Raw genomic sequence first — 11,690 nt, 5'->3', positions numbered from 1 at the left:
ATCAGGAAAGTACAATGTCCGCTCGACCAATATCAACCTTAATACCTCTGTCTACCTTACTGGGAACGCTCGCGATCGCAGCTTCCCCCGCAAGTGCCGAAACCGTTTCATTAAGCAACAATGATAACCACCAACTAAAAATCGACCTTTCAACGCTTAACATGCATTGGAATGAAATGGAGTTCAATCAAGCCGCCTTAAAAGTAGATGGCCAGCTTCAACATACAAGTCATGTTAAACGCGTCTCCCCATCCACTATCACTTGGCGCTTAACACCAAGTAATATTCAAGTTAAAGCAACATTTGACAGGGCTCTTGTCCTAGATTTCACCCTGCTTCAGCCAAGTAGCGTTAGCCGTTCACAACCTAAGACGCTGACATGGTTTAATCTGCAAGAGCAGAACACGCAAGAGCTTTATCTACCGTATAGTGAAGGAATGCGTGTACCTACCGATCATCCTCAATGGATTGATTACCTAATCGAAAGTCGTAATAACAGCAACACAACGCAAGATCTAAAAATGCCTTTCTGGACCGCAAAACAAGGCCAAAAGTTTGTTAGTTGGCAACTCCTTACTCCAACAAACAATTCGCTGCGCTACACTGAATCTAACTCCAAACTAGACATGTTCGCCTCACATCAGTTCACTCAGTTAAATGCTAGACAACCCTTTTCAGTCTCTATCAGCTTAGGGAAAGATATGCTTGATGGCGCAAAACAGTATCGCCAATGGCGAATCGATAATGGCTATGCGACACCTTTAACGACCAAGTTGAAGCACAACCCGAATATCACCAAATTAATAGGTGCTAGTCAGGTCTATCTATTTGGTTCTGATGGTATTAGCCCTCAAGACGTGCGTAATTGGTGGGGGTTACACCGTTGGTATTTCAATCACTCAGGTCTATCGATTAGCAAGCAAGCACGAAAAGAACTCGCCTCTTTAATAAAAGGTGAAGATTGGCTAACTAAGTATCATAAACAGGTTCTTGTTGATGCGATTAACCAATCCCTAAATAGTAAGTTTCCCGCTCCTACGCCTTCATTAGCCAACAACGGGATTGAAACACAATATCTGGCTGCTCAAAACAAGAAAAACTGGCTAGAGCAACAAGCTTCCTCCTATCTCATCGATTCTTCATTGTGGGGGCAGGCTATATCGAAACCATTAATTGATAGCCTTCAATCTGCAGGGATTAGTAGATTATGGTTAGGGTTGGACAACTGGATGCCCGCTTTCTATCAACCTGATGCCGTAAAGCAAGCAAAACAAGCCGGTTACTTAGTCGGTACCTACGATTCATACAATACTGCTATCCCAGTGGGCGTTAATGACAATTGGCTCACCGCTCAATTACCAGAAGAGCTAAGAACGAGCTGCGCGATTGAGCAAGCCGATGGCTCCAAGAAAAAAGGGTTTCGAAATAATGGCTTTTATCTAAACCCTGAATGCCACCAAGATTACGTACAGGAAAGGATTGCAGACATTGTGAAATTCGGTGGTTTCGATAGCCTGTTTCTTGATGTTGACGCAACGGCAATGGCCCGTGAAGACTACCATTTAGGCAGTAATGAATCACAAATGCTGGCTAGCTTTAATCACCGAATGAACAAAACAGCAGCGAGCAACGGTATTGTGCTTGGCTCTGAAGATGGAAACTCGCTCACCACTGCTGGTATCGCTTTCGCGCACGGTTTGGAAACCATAGGTTTTGGTTGGAGCGACAAAGAGATGAAATCAGATACCTCTTCACCTTATTTCTTAGGTCGTTGGTATCCAGACCACAAACCAGACTTTTTCTTTAAATCAGCACAGGTCAAAGAGCCATACAAAACCTTACTCTTTTCGCCAGAGTTTCGTGTGCCTTTATATCAAACCGTTTTTCACGATGAAGTCATCAATAGTCACCATTGGCATTCCGATAGCCTTAAGTTCAGTGACGTAAAAGTCGCGCGAGATTTGACTGCAATGCTTTACAACGTACCGGCTATGGTTCACCTAAGTCGTGATGAGGCCGAAACACCAAATAGCCCAAGAATCAAAGAACTGAAACATTATGAATTAGGATACAAACCGATACACCAACAACTATGGGATAAGCAGTTGGTCGGCTTTACTTGGCTTGATACTAAGGGAGAAGTGCAGCGTACAGAATTCAGTGATGGTAGCAAGATCATCGCTAATTTTTCGGCAACCCCATACCAATACACCAGCCAGACTATTGCGCCCCATTCGATTCTGGGATTAATGGAAGGCCAAGAAACGCTGATATGGAAACCACTTGCAGCCCAAAATTAATAGAGCGCAAGTCCACATCGCCCACAATACTACTCGGATTGCGGGCGATGAATCCAATAACTACTGGTTTTCCAATTCGTAGCAGCGTTTTAAAGCATGATTGAATTCAGGCAACAGCTGCGGCATTTTTGCAAGCGAACGTTTCGTCAGATAAAGATACAAAGGTTTGTCTTTCACTAAAGCAGAGTCAATCATGTCTGACATCCCGTGAGTTTCAATCAGCTTGGCGGCAACTAAATTGTTGGCTATGAAGACATCGATCCGGTTGTTTTTAAGCTGCAAAAGCAACTGCTCTGTTGTAGTTGGTCGACTATAGATAGGATAACCATTGTCTTCTAACCACTTAGACATATTTGAACCTTGAAAGGCACCTATGCGAGTCATAGAGTCAAAATTTTCGACATTCTGCGGGTTCGACTTTAGCCAGTACCATTGCCATTTTTGCTCTGCAATCACATCCGTTTTACTGGCATAAGTATCACGGTACTTATTTTGTGAACCAGCAAAGAAGCCATCAACCTCATCACTTTCTGCCATGATTTGCGCTCTAGACCAAGGAACGACCAATATTTGTACTCCGACCTCCATCGTTTTAAATGCGCAGCGAACCCTGTCTACCGCAAAACCAGTAAAATCTTCAGTGGCTATTTTCTTTACGGGTGATCCCACAGGAAAGCTGCCATAAGGTGAGAGATTGTGGGTAGCAATCACAACTTGTTGGCTATAGGTAAAGGTAGAAAAGAAGATAAACAATGCATAACAAAGAAGCTTCATCATAAAACCATTTAGTAACAAACGTATCTAATCACTATAGACGCATACTGATAGTTCTATCGATTTACTCACCTAAACCCATCTCTTTTTCGTCGAATATTAAGCACATTACACAATATGCACTACAATTCATAAAATATATAATAAATGGCTAGGCTTACTCTATGAATGAACAACTCAACGATTACCTAAGGGCAGTGTCTCTAAGAAGAAACTTAGAACATGAATATTCGATCCTAGACAGTAATGTTCAGCTACTCAATCATAACTGTTTTGAAAACTTACGATTGGCAGTCGCGGATTTAGTGAATTACGGTGTCGCAATTAATGGATGGACGAATCAACACCACTCCTTGTATTTGCTCGAAGCCTCCTTTCAATTCGACCAAGAGAAGTTCCATTTTCTGACATCCGTTTCGAAGTATCTAGCTGGTGAGTTTGATGCTTGTGTGCTTGAAGAAGCCTACGACAAACATCATGAGTCGATTTTATTGGACAAAGAATCAGCAGCAAAATACGTGCGAATTACACTCAGGGTTGTAGAAGAATTAGTTAACCGTCAAAGCTCTGATTTTAAGAAAATCTTGGGGATCACAGGCAATTGCGATCTATTCAGCTCCCACCACCAAGAGGCAATCAAAGCATTTCTGAAAGCAGAAGTTAAAGACGCTATTAATACCTGTAAGCACTTTGAAGAGGTATTGAATACCAACTTCTTAGTTAATGATCGCAAGATTGCAATGACAGAGATGCTTGATCAAGTCGACCAAGCTGCCAATGCATATTAGAAATAAAGTCGGTCGAATTTTGTCTTGTTTAAGGCAAACTAAGTGCGAATATCCATCCTAATACTCCTTGTATTAATGGTTATTCGTGCTGTTTAGCTAGCACTTAAGTTATCGACCTATGTATTAACAGCACGAAGAAAAAATTAAACCAGAATCACTTCTTCAATAAAAAAACAATTAAATCATAGCCATACCGATAACTTATCACTATAGTTAAAATACTTGATAACATACGATTAAAGAGAGCCTGTTTGGATAATTCACTCTATTCTAAATACGGTGGCTTTGCATGCGTACATCAAATAGTTGAACGTTTTCATGACAAGGTCTTAGAATCAAAAATTTTAGCGCCCTACTTTTCTGGCATCAACTTTGACGCCTTAGTGGATCACCAAGTGAATTTCGTCACCACTATTATGGGTGGCCCAAATTGCTATGACGACAATTTGTTGCTCGCGGCTCACCAACACCTATCTATTGACCAAGATGCATGGAACGAAGTGGTTCGCATCCTAAGTGAAGTATTGAACGAATTTAATGTGGAAAGTACAGACATTGAATATTTGATGAATGTCATCGCCAGTAAAAAGCAGTTAATTTTTGACTAGGTCGCGTGAGAATCATGGAAAAAGACTTCGAGCTATTCAACCTAATCTCTGAACCTATCGCGGTAATATCTGCTGATAATAACTTATTGTTTTCTAATGAAAGCTTTAATGAATTATTCGGTTTGGATTACAGCCCTTATGACGTATCTAAACACTATCAAGATTTCTTTTCATCTTTCGAAAAGCATCAGGCTTCAAGCTCCACTTTTGTTCTTGAGATCGCACTAGACCACCGCCGTTATTTGTATGAATTTAAGTGGAAAAGCTCTACGCAAGCGAACATTGCAGTGATTCATGGACAAGACATTACGCAGCTAAGAAAGACGCAGCAACTTCTTCGTAGTTCAACTTCCAACCTAGAAAAATACAGCCAAAAAATGCATGAACTCGCGCATTTAGACCAGCTAACCGGAATCGCTAACCGCCGTTCACTCTTCAGCCAATTTAACGAGATAAGCATCAAACAACCCAATGGAAATTGGGCTGTCAGCATTTTGGACATCGATTACTTTAAACGGTGTAATGACCACTACGGCCACAGTTTTGGTGATGATGTATTAAGAGTATTCAGTGAAGAGATTCAAAGCCGTCTACCTGACGCTTGTATTTTTGCTCGATTGGGTGGTGAGGAATTCTGTTTATTGCAGCCTGATGCAAATTCCGAGGTTTTTACAGAGTTACTTACCCAACTGCTCAATTCAATTCAAAAACTGGAGATTGGCACGCCTTGCCAATCAAGCCTAACGCTTTCTTTTAGTGCTGGATTCACGCAAAGTGGTACTCAGCACCAACCACTAGATGAGCTGCTAAAACAAGCGGATCGAGCTCTGTATTTTGCTAAAGAAAACGGCCGATCACGAATCGTACCGTTTACAGAGTTGCAGTCTCAATACCGAGCTAATTGCCCAACCACGCATTTTACTCTATAAGCCAAACGGCTCGTTTAATGTGTGATTGATTGAAACTAAGCTTAATTACCGTTAACTAAGCCTTGAATGACTCTAATTTCTTCATCTAGGTCAATCCCATTATATTGAGGCGCAATGGTGAGGTCATCAATGGAAACCGTTGTAGCACACTGGGTTTGATCAAGCTCTACTAACACTTCGCCTTGGGGGGTGAACACTTTACTTAAGCCGCAATATTGAGCGGTAAACTCTTCGGTCACGTCTTGACCAACACGGTTGCATGTCACGATATGGCAACCAGTCTCCATTGCCCGCGCTTGGGCTATGCTGAAACTGTGCTGCCCGCCAAAGTTCGCAGGATGAAGCAAAACGTCAACTCCTTGATATTCTCTAGTCAATTCAGGGAACCAAATATCGAAACATACAGCAACGCCGAACTTCAAGCCGCCTTGCTCAAAGATAAGAGGTTGTGTACCTCTTGAAAAATAACGCTTATCAATTTTATTTTGGCTGATTTTACGATATTGGTGGCGAACGCCATCACCATCAATTACAGCAACACTATTGTAATACTGCTCTTGGTCTCGCTCCGCGATACCTGCGACAATCACTGTATTATAAGTTGTTGCGAGCTCTGTAAGTGCACGAACCGTTTCACTTTGATCAAACTCTTCGCTCAAGCTGTGTATTTCGTCAGGATCATCAAAAATGTAACCTGTCGAGAACATTTCAGGGAGTATAGTTACTTCACCAACACAATCGACTTTCGCTAGTAGCTCAGATACTGCTGCTATATTTTGGGCTTTATTTTTGTACTCTACGCTCAGCTGAACAATCGTAATATTCATGCAAACCTACTTATTCGACATTAAGTTCAACAGCTTACTTTAAATATTCGCTTACTTGTATCATTTAGCCTTAATGATGGTAAGAACAAAAACCGCTGAACAATCAAGAACAGATACTCGCAATAACCGAAGATTGAGTAGTCCAACACCACCGATACAGAACTGGTAGCTGTAGCGCTTAGTTTGCCACCCTCTGTGACCTCTTATGTCGTATTCAATAACAGAAATGACAGTTTTCGCTGTCTAGTCCTGCCAAATTTCGCAACGCAAGTAAGTGGTTTTCACCAGCTTCAACACCCAAATCATAACCAGTGAACAGTTTATTTTTGTCCATGGTAAGCCTTTTCACTGAGTAGTTTTCAGGCGGCGCAATTACTCGAATAGTCGCATCTTTAGGTGGATGACGAATGAATTCAATAGACGCGTTGTATATCTTTGCTCTTAGCAACATAGCTTGAACCAACCTCGGATTTTTCTTAAATATCGCTTTGACCAATCTAGGGTATTTGACCGATTTCATTTCAAAGCTCAGTGGGCGTGAAAGTACCACAGTGATATCTCGGTAGCCTTGTCGATAGGCTTCAGCAACAGGGATCGAATCCGCAACCCCACCATCGGTATAGCAACTATTGTCGAAGCAAGGCGTATCTTTATAGAACAATGGAAGTGCCGTCGTTGCTTCAATGACGTTATCAATATTCTCTGGTGTCACTTGATGGTATTCAGCCTGACCATTTGTGATATTGGTAATCGATACAAAAAATGGTACTGAAGAAAATAGCTGATCAAAGTCAATTGGGTATTTCTCTTTAGACTTTTCCCATAACCACTTTACGTCTGCTAGATTACCACCTGATAGCGCTCGCTTAATATTAAAGAAATCTGAAGTCGTAGCCATCTGAGTGATCACGTCAATACTTCGCCCTGGTTGCTTAGCCAAATAGCCAATTAAATTGCTCGCTCCTGCTGATACACCAAATACCGCTTGATAAGGTTGGTGGTCTTTCTCTATAAATGCATCCAATACGCCACTTGCAAACACACCACGCATCGCACCACCTTCAACCACCAATGCTTTTCTATTATTCATACTATTCTCCTGTTACGAAGGAGAATACTGGCTTTGGCTAACTGTTTTAAATTGGTTATATCTCTTTATCAAATAGGAAAAAGCTATCGAAAAGGCCAACGCTCCCCATTTACTCGCCTTTATCGCTAAGTAAACGTAGAATGCGCTCGTCATTCGATTTTTAGGAAGGTAAAAGCTTGCACACTCTAGAACAACTTCGCTCTGGTCAACTCCAAGGCATTAAACGTGTTCAAATTTCTGAGCAATTGACTGAATTTCCAATGGAAATTTTGGACTTAGCCGAGTCACTAGAAATTTTGGACTTGTCGAATAACTTGCTAACGGATATTCCAAGTGACATTACCAAGCTTACAAACCTAAAAATCCTCTTTGCTTCAAGCAACAAGTTTACTCACCTACCACGCTCAATTGGTGCATGTAAAAACCTCGAAATGGTTGGCTTCAAAAGTAATCAGATCGTTGATGTGGCGGAAGATTCACTACCAGAACAATTACGCTGGCTTATTCTGACTGATAACGACATTGTGAAACTGCCGGACTCATTAGGGGAAAGGCCGCGACTGCAAAAATTAGCGCTAGCAGGCAACAAAATACAAGAGCTGCCAGAATCTATGGCAAAGCTCGGTAATCTAGAGCTTATTCGCTTGTCAGCAAACCAACTGACCAAGTTTCCAAGCCTGTTGTTAGAGCTCCCAAAACTCGCATGGTTAGCCTTTGCGGGGAACCCTTTCTGCCAACACACGACGACTGAAGATGGTGTACCAAAAGTATCTTCGACTGATTACTCGCTGAATCATGTTCTCGGACAAGGCGCATCTGGCGTTATTTCTCACGCAAACTGGAATAACACCCATTACTCTTTCCCTAATGAGGTAGCGGTAAAAGTGTTCAAAGGTGAAGTCACGAGCGACGGCTACCCGCATGATGAGTTGGAAGCGTGTCTGCAAGCCGGGTTACACAACAATCTTGTAAAGTCGATTGCTCAGGTAGATGAACCAGACTATTTATCGTTAGTCATGGAGCTTATCCCCTCTCACTATTTCAACTTAGGCCTGCCGCCAACATTGGAAAGCTGTACTCGCGATACGTTTAAAGACGGCTTCAGTTTATCCATTGAAGAAATTGAAAATATCGTTACCCAGATGATCGATGTATTCGAACACTTACATTCACACAAAGTGTGTCACGGTGATTTGTACGCCCACAACGTACTGGTGAATATCGAAAGCGATATGATTTTTGGAGATTTTGGCGCTGCGTCTATTTACGGTTACTTGCCGACACAACAGCAAGAAAAGATAAAAGCGATTGAAGCTCGTGCATTACGCTACTTCATCGACGATCTATTATCGGTATGCCAACCAAGTGATATTGAAAGCGAGCAGTACCTTAAGTTAAAAGCGCTATCTGTTTAACTAGGCCTACCGTTTCAAGTACAAGCATCACTATCAATGCCTAGCATTTTACTAGGCATTTTTACTAAGAAACTAAGCCTTAACTTGCGCTAACTTTAAGTAAGAGTGCAATTCATCGTTTTTGTATTCGATGGCTGAGTGAATATTTAGATCAGCATTGCCTACAACATTAAAGCGATACTGATTGTCGCCTTTCACAATACTGACTTTTAAAACCCCATTTTGAAGTTCCCAACTTCCGGTTGTTTCAAACCTGTCAAACAATCGAAATTCCGTTAGGCTACCACCCGCATCAAAATGCACTTCAGTAATGTAGCCACCAGTACAGGTTTTGAGCCAAGTTGTATTAACAACATCCGAATTCACAAGTGATCGCTTTGATTCTCGCCACATCAAATAAGCATCGTTGAGCTCTACAGAAGCATCAATGTCTCCAATCTCAACAAGCTGTTGTTTTCCGCTCTCTCTAACGTAAAGCTGTAACATGATGTTTTTATTCACCCGCTTTCTACTCCTATCGATCAATACTCACATAAGAAGGAAAAACGAAAAGCCTTCGCTTCAATCTGTATACTTTCCTTATAGCATTGTGATTCAACCCTTTCATCAAACAGGCGTTATGATTTGGACTCAGGCTTCATTTATCTCGATGAGGTTCAATTAAGGTAGTTCTATATCGTATTTATCGGCAGAAAGGATTCTAATAGTTGCAAGAGTTAACGATTTGAATTTATCTGTCATCACTAACGCGTCTAGCAGCGCAGCGTTGAAGTATTTTTTCTTTCTCTACTATGGTGGAGGCATTCCAGACCAAAATTTCATCATAAGTCCGAAAACACCCTAAACAAACATCGTTATCATCCAAGCAGCAATTTCTAATACAGGGATTAGGAACTGACTTAGATCCAATATCAGAAAACTCAGTATCGCGACTATCCATTTTTAATACCTCTATAAAAAGGCTAGAAGCTATACGCACTAGAGTCTAGGTGTACCTACATAGTAGATTACAGAAAACAAGTTTGCCGTTTTGATTACAAACCACCAGTTGTATCGATAAAGCTGCCAGTGACAAATGAAGATTTACCAGATGCGAGCCAAACTATGGCTTCAGCCACCTCGATTGCTTGACCACCTCTCTGTAATGGGATTTTAGAGCTTAATCGCGTAACACGCTCAGCTTCCCCACCCGACGCGTGCATATCCGTGTATATAAGCGCAGGCCTAACCCCATTAACTCTGATCCCTTCTACTGCGACCTCTAAAGCTAAACCACGTGTAAGTGTGTCCATTGCCCCCTTAGACGCGGCATAATCTACGTATTCGTTAGGAGAGCCACTTTTAGCGGCACCAGAAGAAACATTGACAATAGTGCCGCCAAAACCGCCCAACTTAGTCGACATACGTTTCACTGCGGCTTTACTGCATAAGAAACAGCTCATCACGTTCACTTGTAGAATAGTTGAGAAGCGCTCTGCTGATATATCGACCATTCGTGATTGCTGTTTCAGGATCCCTGCATTATTCACCAAAAGGCTAATGCGCCCTAAACTCTCATCAATCGTGTTAAAGAGTCGCTCTACATCTTCTTCAACTGAAACATCAGCTTGAACAGCAATACACTTTGTACCGATAGATTCCACTTCATGCTCTAAAGCCTCGGCTGAAGCCCTATCTGAGACATAATTGATACATATCGAGTAACCTTCGCGAGCCAATAGTCTTACAGTCTCGGCTCCAATTCCTCTTCCTCCACCAGTAACTAAAGCCACTCTGGTTTCATTCATATTACATCCTTAATTTTCAGTTTAGGGCGAGTGCCGCTCATCCTTTATAAAATAACCTTAACGAGTCAAAACATGCAACGCATTGATCATGTCAATCTCTGTAAATCGTCGAATATTCAGATACATATTCACTATTGGCGTAGCTTAATCTCTCAATAATAATCGAATCAAAGTTAACGTAAGGATCCATTATGTATCGTCTAAAACAAGTAATTTTGAGCACGCTAGCGCTTTTTAGTGCTGTCACTTATGCAGCTAATCAGCAGCAAGTTGACAAAATCTTAGATCTAAATTCTGCCCCGGCCGGAGTCGCTTTCGAAATCATGGAAGGTTCACAAGATACTCTGGCGCCTCTACTAAAAGAAGTGGAGTTGTATAATCAACAACTCAAAGAAAAGTTTCCAGAAATCAAAACTGCGGTATTAACACATGGAAGTGAACAGTTCGCACTATTAAAGGAACAGCCAAATCAGCAAGCCGTAGAGCAATCTTTGTCATTAACCAATAACGATATTGAGGTTCATGTTTGTGGAACTCATGCTTCCTGGTATGGCAAAACTGAAGATGACTTTTTAGGACACGTAAATGTTGCTAAGTCTGCAGTAGAGCAGGTTGCTGAGTTTAAAGCGCTGGGATATGAAGTGATCAGGCTGAGATATAACTATTGATATCAAGTGAAAGAGTTTTCTGAGAGTTTCCGTCCTTACGAACAACTAGTAGGACAAATTTCGGATATAAAAAAGGAGAGCCGAAGCTCTCCTTTTCTTAAACCTTGTAAAGCTTTAATCTCCGAAGAGAATCTCTAATTAAAGAGCAGCTTTCGCTTTTTCAACTAGAACTGCGAATGCAGCCTTGTCGAATACTGCGATGTCAGCAAGAATCTTACGATCGATCTCGATAGATGCTTTCTTAAGACCGTTGATGAAACGGCTGTAAGATAGACCATTTTGACGAGATGCCGCGTTGATACGTGCAATCCAAAGTTGACGGAATTGACGTTTCTTGTTACGACGGTCACGGTAAGCGTATTGACCAGCTTTGGTAACTGCTTGGAAAGCTACGCGGTAAACACGTGAACGTGCTCCGTAGTAACCTTTAGCTTGTTTTAGAACTTTCTTATGACGTGCACGAGCTTGTACACCACGTTTTACGCGAGGCATTATGCTTCTCCT

General features: G+C 41.6%; 13 protein-coding genes. 6 read left to right on the top strand and 7 right to left on the bottom strand.

Translation table 11 applies throughout. The features are described 5' to 3' along the window. Nucleotides 1-14: 14 nt before the first annotated feature. On the top strand, nucleotides 15-2,300 hold the full coding sequence (locus tag ELZ11_RS14185; protein WP_137358076.1) for a glycoside hydrolase: 2,286 nt from the start codon (nucleotides 15-17) through the stop codon (nucleotides 2,298-2,300). 60 nt (nucleotides 2,301-2,360) lie between these two features. Here the strand turns inward: ELZ11_RS14185 and ELZ11_RS14180 are convergent, their stop codons facing one another. Continuing rightward, entirely contained in the window at nucleotides 2,361-3,077 is a 717-nt protein-coding gene (locus ELZ11_RS14180; RefSeq protein WP_137358075.1) for a substrate-binding periplasmic protein, read from the bottom strand. Nucleotides 3,078-3,238: 161 nt separating this feature from the next. Here ELZ11_RS14180 and ELZ11_RS14175 point away from each other — a divergent pair, with 161 nt between their 5' ends. The 3 genes from ELZ11_RS14175 (at nucleotide 3,239) to ELZ11_RS14165 (ending at nucleotide 5,399) form a co-directional block, all read left to right on the top strand. Further along, on the top strand, nucleotides 3,239-3,862 hold the full coding sequence (locus ELZ11_RS14175; protein ID WP_137358074.1) for a hypothetical protein: 624 nt from the start codon (nucleotides 3,239-3,241) through the stop codon (nucleotides 3,860-3,862). Between the two features lie 251 nt (nucleotides 3,863-4,113). Next, nucleotides 4,114-4,470 carry a truncated hemoglobin gene (locus ELZ11_RS14170; RefSeq protein ID WP_167494696.1) on the top strand — a complete coding sequence of 119 codons (357 nt, stop codon included), beginning with the start codon at nucleotides 4,114-4,116 and terminating at the stop codon, nucleotides 4,468-4,470. 14 nt (nucleotides 4,471-4,484) lie between these two features. Continuing rightward, nucleotides 4,485-5,399 (top strand): GGDEF domain-containing protein, encoded by a 915-nt coding sequence (locus ELZ11_RS14165; RefSeq protein ID WP_137358072.1) that lies wholly within the window; start codon nucleotides 4,485-4,487, stop codon nucleotides 5,397-5,399. Nucleotides 5,400-5,440: 41 nt separating this feature from the next. Here the strand turns inward: ELZ11_RS14165 and ELZ11_RS14160 are convergent, their stop codons facing one another. Together ELZ11_RS14160 and ELZ11_RS14155 are read right to left on the bottom strand one after the other, a co-directional pair. Beyond that, the gene (locus ELZ11_RS14160) at nucleotides 5,441-6,226 is read right to left on the bottom strand and encodes a carbon-nitrogen hydrolase family protein (protein ID WP_167494695.1); all 786 of its coding nucleotides are present in this window, start codon (nucleotides 6,224-6,226) and stop codon (nucleotides 5,441-5,443) included. A 214-nt stretch (nucleotides 6,227-6,440) separates the two neighbouring features. After that, entirely contained in the window at nucleotides 6,441-7,316 is an 876-nt protein-coding gene (locus tag ELZ11_RS14155) for a patatin-like phospholipase family protein (RefSeq protein WP_137358071.1), read from the bottom strand. Nucleotides 7,317-7,492: 176 nt separating this feature from the next. Here ELZ11_RS14155 and ELZ11_RS14150 point away from each other — a divergent pair, with 176 nt between their 5' ends. Then, nucleotides 7,493-8,731: a leucine-rich repeat-containing protein kinase family protein gene (locus ELZ11_RS14150; RefSeq protein WP_137358070.1), complete on the top strand. Its 1,239-nt coding sequence runs from the start codon at nucleotides 7,493-7,495 to the stop codon at nucleotides 8,729-8,731. Between the two features lie 72 nt (nucleotides 8,732-8,803). Here the strand turns inward: ELZ11_RS14150 and ELZ11_RS14145 are convergent, their stop codons facing one another. From ELZ11_RS14145 to ELZ11_RS14135, 3 genes are all read right to left on the bottom strand, one after another. After that, complete coding sequence (locus ELZ11_RS14145; protein ID WP_137358257.1) at nucleotides 8,804-9,217, bottom strand: hypothetical protein; 414 nt, start codon at nucleotides 9,215-9,217, stop codon at nucleotides 8,804-8,806. A gap of 244 nt (nucleotides 9,218-9,461) precedes the next feature. Next, a complete protein-coding gene (locus tag ELZ11_RS14140; RefSeq protein ID WP_137358069.1) occupies nucleotides 9,462-9,671 on the bottom strand; it encodes a DUF1289 domain-containing protein in 210 nt (69 codons plus the stop codon). A 94-nt stretch (nucleotides 9,672-9,765) separates the two neighbouring features. Beyond that, on the bottom strand, nucleotides 9,766-10,518 hold the full coding sequence (locus ELZ11_RS14135; RefSeq protein WP_137358068.1) for an SDR family oxidoreductase: 753 nt from the start codon (nucleotides 10,516-10,518) through the stop codon (nucleotides 9,766-9,768). Nucleotides 10,519-10,709: 191 nt separating this feature from the next. Here ELZ11_RS14135 and ELZ11_RS14130 point away from each other — a divergent pair, with 191 nt between their 5' ends. After that, nucleotides 10,710-11,186, top strand: coding sequence for a DsrE family protein (locus ELZ11_RS14130; protein WP_137358067.1), 477 nt, complete (start codon nucleotides 10,710-10,712; stop codon nucleotides 11,184-11,186). 138 nt (nucleotides 11,187-11,324) lie between these two features. Here the strand turns inward: ELZ11_RS14130 and rplT are convergent, their stop codons facing one another. Further along, complete coding sequence (gene rplT, locus ELZ11_RS14125) at nucleotides 11,325-11,678, bottom strand: 50S ribosomal protein L20 (RefSeq protein ID WP_004401084.1); 354 nt, start codon at nucleotides 11,676-11,678, stop codon at nucleotides 11,325-11,327. Nucleotides 11,679-11,690: the final 12 nt, after the last annotated feature.

Source organism: Vibrio profundi, assembly GCF_005281835.1.
Classification (GTDB): domain Bacteria; phylum Pseudomonadota; class Gammaproteobacteria; order Enterobacterales; family Vibrionaceae; genus Vibrio; species Vibrio profundi.
Note: the sequence above shows the minus strand (reverse complement) of the source record. Positions and strands in the feature narration are given on the sequence as shown.

Bases quoted from the DNA above. Each gene is read 5' to 3' on its own strand.
- ELZ11_RS14185 (WP_137358076.1), top strand. From the start codon at position 15: ATGTCCGCTCGACCAATATCAACCTTAATACCTCTGTCTACCTTACTG.
- ELZ11_RS14180 (WP_137358075.1), bottom strand. From the start codon at position 3,077: ATGATGAAGCTTCTTTGTTATGCATTGTTTATCTTCTTTTCTACCTTT.
- ELZ11_RS14175 (WP_137358074.1), top strand. From the start codon at position 3,239: ATGAATGAACAACTCAACGATTACCTAAGGGCAGTGTCTCTAAGAAGA.
- ELZ11_RS14165 (WP_137358072.1), top strand. From the start codon at position 4,485: ATGGAAAAAGACTTCGAGCTATTCAACCTAATCTCTGAACCTATCGCG.
- ELZ11_RS14160 (WP_167494695.1), bottom strand. From the start codon at position 6,226: ATGAATATTACGATTGTTCAGCTGAGCGTAGAGTACAAAAATAAAGCC.
- ELZ11_RS14155 (WP_137358071.1), bottom strand. From the start codon at position 7,316: ATGAATAATAGAAAAGCATTGGTGGTTGAAGGTGGTGCGATGCGTGGT.
- ELZ11_RS14145 (WP_137358257.1), bottom strand. From the start codon at position 9,217: ATGTTACAGCTTTACGTTAGAGAGAGCGGAAAACAACAGCTTGTTGAG.
- ELZ11_RS14140 (WP_137358069.1), bottom strand. From the start codon at position 9,671: ATGGATAGTCGCGATACTGAGTTTTCTGATATTGGATCTAAGTCAGTT.
- ELZ11_RS14135 (WP_137358068.1), bottom strand. From the start codon at position 10,518: ATGAATGAAACCAGAGTGGCTTTAGTTACTGGTGGAGGAAGAGGAATT.
- ELZ11_RS14130 (WP_137358067.1), top strand. From the start codon at position 10,710: ATGTATCGTCTAAAACAAGTAATTTTGAGCACGCTAGCGCTTTTTAGT.
- rplT (WP_004401084.1), bottom strand. From the start codon at position 11,678: ATGCCTCGCGTAAAACGTGGTGTACAAGCTCGTGCACGTCATAAGAAA.